General features: G+C 72.3%; 3 protein-coding genes. 2 read left to right on the forward strand and 1 reads right to left on the reverse strand.

The window, feature by feature from the left end:
- On the reverse strand, positions 1-2,450 hold a 2,450-nt coding region (locus ACWCSD_RS49835; protein WP_449926405.1), incomplete at its 3' end, for a cytochrome P450.
- 54 nt (positions 2,451-2,504) lie between these two features.
- Here ACWCSD_RS49835 and ACWCSD_RS49840 point away from each other — a divergent pair.
- Positions 2,505-3,062: a TetR/AcrR family transcriptional regulator gene (locus ACWCSD_RS49840; protein WP_364333682.1), complete on the forward strand. Its 558-nt coding sequence runs from the start codon at positions 2,505-2,507 to the stop codon at positions 3,060-3,062.
- Positions 3,063-3,132: 70 nt separating this feature from the next.
- On the forward strand, positions 3,133-3,596 hold a 464-nt coding region (locus ACWCSD_RS49845), incomplete at its 3' end, for a thiolase family protein (RefSeq protein WP_449926408.1).

The raw sequence follows: 3,596 nt of genomic DNA on the forward strand, positions 1-3,596 counted from the left end.
GAACATGGCGCTCCAGCGGCAGGAGGACCGCCTCGACCGCGTGTCGGAGCTCGCTCGTGATGTGCACTGGCTGCGCTGGAGGACCGAGCCCGAGCCGCGGTCAGCTCGGCGAGCTGGCCGCGCGTCCAGGGGCAGCCGGTGTGCGCGGCCAGGGCCTCCAGGTCGGCCCTGGTGGCCACCTCCTGCAGCTCGGCGAACTCGGTCAGCAGCAGGCCGGCCGTCACCGGCGTGTCCACGGGCAGGTGGGTGGCGCCGGCGGCACGCAGCCGCACCACCTGCTCGCGCGGCACCCGCAGGCAGCGCAGGGCCCACTCGACCAGCTCGGGGTCGTTCTTGGCGAAGACGGCGACGTGGTCGCCCGCCGTGTAGGTGACGCCCTCGGGCAGGCGGGCCACGATGGAGCGCACGCCGGGCCTCGGGGCCTCGGACGAGAAGTCCCACAGCCCGGTGGGGTCGCCGGTCAGCTCCTCGTTGGACACGACGGTCATCGGCACGGCCCGCTCGGACACGACGGCCGGCCTGACCTCGCTCTCGCCGAGCACCTCCATCTCGTAGCGCGGCCCGGCCGCGCCCGCCGGGGCGCTGTACTCCTCGGCCAGCGCCGCCCACAGCCGGGCCGTCCACGCCGAGACGTCGCCGTCGAAGTCGCCGTCGGCGTCGGCCTCGCCGCGCTCGACGAGCGGCACCGCTCCGGCGGCGGTCAGCTTCTCGCCGGCCCGGCGCGGGAAGTCCTGGTACGTCGGCCACTGGGAGTTGCCGCAGCCGAGCACCGCCAGGCGCACGCCCGACAGGTCGGGCAGCTCCTCCAGGGCGTCGAAGCGCTGGGCGTTGTCGGGGGCCTTGCCGTTGTAGGAGGAGGCGACCACGACGAGCAGGCCCTGGGACGGCGGCGTCAGGTCGTCCAGGGTGGTCAGGGTGGTGGCGAAGCCGGACCGGCCGGCCCGCTCGGCCAGCCGCTCGGCGATGTCGGCGGCGGTGCCCAGGTTGGAGCCGTAGGCGACGGTGAGCGGCACTCCGGTGACCGCGAGGTCGTGCCGCTCCCCCTCACCGGCGGCCTGGACGCCGGCGGCGGGGGCGGTGCGCTCGTGGGCGCGGCGCTCGCGCACCCGCAGGGTGAACCCGTCGGGCTTGATGGTCAGCGTCTGCTTGATCTGCATCCGGTAGGCGTCGGGGTCGGAGACGGCGAAGCGGCGCAGGATCATGGCCAGGGCGAGCCGGGCCTCGGTCAGCGCGAACTGGCGGCCGATGCAGGCCCGCTCGCCGTTGCCGAACGGCTTGTACGCCGCCGGGTGGTGGGCCTTCTTGTGCTCCGGCAGCCAGCGGTCGATGTCGAACTCCGCCGGCCGCTCCCACGCCTTGGGGTGGCGGTGCAGCGACGGCAGCAGCACGGCGACGCTCTGGTCGGCCTCGATCTCGTACCCGCCGATGGTGGTGGCCTCGACGGCGCTGACGGCGAAGGCGGGGATCGGCGACCAGATCCGCAGCGTCTCCTCCAGGATCCGGGGGATGACGTCGAGCTTCATGATCGTCTCGTAGCTGGGCGGCTCGTCGCCGGGCAGCAGGCGGTCGACCTCGTCGTAGGCCCTGGCCAGGGTGTGCGGGTCGCGCAGCAGGTTGTACAGGGCGAAGGAGAGCAGGCCGCTGGTGGTCTCGTGCCCGGCGATCAGGAAGGTGAGCACCTGGTTGCGGATGTTCTCGTCGGACAGGCGGCCGCCGGTCTGCGGGTCGGCGGCCGCCAGCATGAGGCCGAGCAGGTCCTTGGCGTCGCCGGCGCCCTCGGCGCGGCGCTGCTTGATCACGTCGTCCACCAGGGCGCGCATGGTCTCGATGTCGCGGCGGTAGGCGTCCTCGTGGCCGCGCTTCAGCTTGGTGACGAACGGGAGCTGCTGGTTGCGCAGCATGGCCTCGGTCAGCGCGCCGCCCATGGCCTTCAGGAACGGGTGCAGCTCGGGCGAGGCGAAGGAGTCGAACCGGAAGCCGAAGCCGGTCAGCGAGATCGTGTCCAGCGTGAGCCGGGTCATGTCGTCGGCCACGGGCAGGTCCTGCCCCTGGCGGCCGGCCCACGAGGCGACGAGCTGCTCGGCGACCTCCAGCATCTGCGGGTAGTACGCCTTCATCGAGCGCTGGCTGAAGGCGGGCAGCAGGATGCGGTGCGCCTGCCCCCACACCGGCTCGTGCGGCTCGGCGGTGAACAGGCCGTCGCCGCCGAAGTCGCGCACGATCGACAGCGGCGGCTTGATGCGCTTGACGAACCTGCTCTCGTCGCACACCTCCGCGACCAGGTCGGGGTCGTAGACCAGCACGATCGTGCGGCCGGCGACCTCCAGCCGGAAGATGCCCTCCTCGTACCGCTCGGCGACCTTGACGAAGTGCTCCACCGGCGAGTGGGCCGGGATCTGCAGCGTGTTGCCCAGGATCGGCAGGCCCTGCGGGGCGGGGATACGCCTCATGAGTGCTCCCTTCGGGTAGCCATACACCGTATGGCTGACGCTACCATACGCTGTATGGCAGTGAGCGCGCGCAGGGGAGCTCCCCTGAGTCTTGACGAGATCTGTTCCACGGCGCTTCGCCTGATCGACGAGGCCGGCGTCGAGGGGTTGTCGATGCGGAAACTGGCCGCCGAGCTCGACGTCAACCCCATGTCGGTCTACCACCACGTCGCGAGCAAGGAGGCGCTGCTGGCCCGCATCTGCGAGACGGTCAGCGTCCGGCTGCCGCTGCCGCCCGACGACGGCACCCCGTGGCAGGACCAGCTCCGCGCCCTGGCCCTGGCCTACCACCGGCACGCCCGGCAACATCCGGCCATGTGGAACTACCTGCACAACCATCCCGAGTTCAGCGAGGACCGGCGGCTGCCGCTGTGGCAGGCGCTCTACCGCATCCTGCGCGCCTCCGGGGTGCCCGAGGAGGAGCTGCGGCGGACGAGCGAGGTGCTGCACGCGTTCGTCTCGGGGTTCGTCTTCGCCGAGACGCGGGGACACCTGAGCGGCGAGCCCGAGGAGGTCGAGCGCAGCTTCGACGTCGCCCTGCACATGATCATCAACGGCCTGGCCGCCCGGTGACGCCTGCGTTGGAAAGTCCAACCCGCTCGCGTTAGAGTGAGTTGGAATTTCCAACGGACAGGAGGCCGCGATGCGCGACGCCGTCATCGTGCAAGCCGTACGCACCCCCATCGGCAAGGGCAAACCCGGCGGCGGGCTGCACGGGACGCACCCCGTCGACCTGCTCGCCCACGCCCTGCGCGCCCTGATCGAGCGCAGCGGCGTGGACCCGTCGCTGGTCGACGACGTGATCGGCGGCTGCGTCGACCAGGTGGGCGAGCAGGCCATGAACACCACCCGCTACGCCTGGCTGGCCGCCGGCTTCCCCGACTCGGTGCCCGCGGTCACGGTCGACCGGCAGTGCGGCTCGTCCCAGCAGGCCGTGCACTTCGCCGCGCAGGGCGTCATGTCCGGCGCGTACGACCTGGTCGTGGCCTGCGGCGTGGAGTCGATGAGCCGGGTGCCCATGTGGTCGAACGTGCCGCCGGGCGCCGACCCGTTCGGGCCCTCGGTGGCCGCGCGCTTCCCCGGCGGGCTGGTCCCGCAGGGCGTCAG

It is taken from the genome of Nonomuraea sp. NPDC001684 (genome assembly GCF_053596515.1).

Coding starts and splice junctions, on each gene's coding strand:
- ACWCSD_RS49840 (WP_364333682.1), top strand. CDS start 2,505: ATGGCAGTGAGCGCGCGCAGGGGAGCTCCCCTGAGTCTTGACGAGATC.